1 protein-coding gene is annotated in these 208 nt (G+C 51.0%); it reads right to left on the reverse strand.

Annotation, left to right across the window (positions count from 1 at the left end):
* Window positions 1-89 precede the first annotated feature (89 nt).
* The gene (locus OSCIL6407_RS38215) at window positions 90-206 is read right to left on the reverse strand and encodes a nuclease A inhibitor family protein (protein ID WP_324603638.1); all 117 of its coding nucleotides are present in this window, start codon (window positions 204-206) and stop codon (window positions 90-92) included.
* Window positions 207-208: the final 2 nt, after the last annotated feature.

Raw genomic sequence — 208 nt, forward strand, 5'->3', positions numbered from 1 at the left:
TCGAGCCACTGTCACAACCCTACCCTAGTCAAGAAGTACCCGGATAGGCGGATGACTGCGAGAAAAACGCGATGCACGGCGATGAAAATTCATGCTCGGCAACGGGGATGAGTATCTGGGGTTTTTGAGCGTTCTGGAGCAAAAGCGGTTAAGTTTTTCCAGTGAACAACCTCAAAGGGCGCGTCAGATTCACTGAGGAATAGCAGAC

The sequence above is a fragment of the Kamptonema formosum PCC 6407 genome (assembly GCF_000332155.1).
In the GTDB taxonomy this organism is placed as follows: Bacteria; Cyanobacteriota; Cyanobacteriia; order Cyanobacteriales; family Microcoleaceae; genus Kamptonema; species Kamptonema formosum.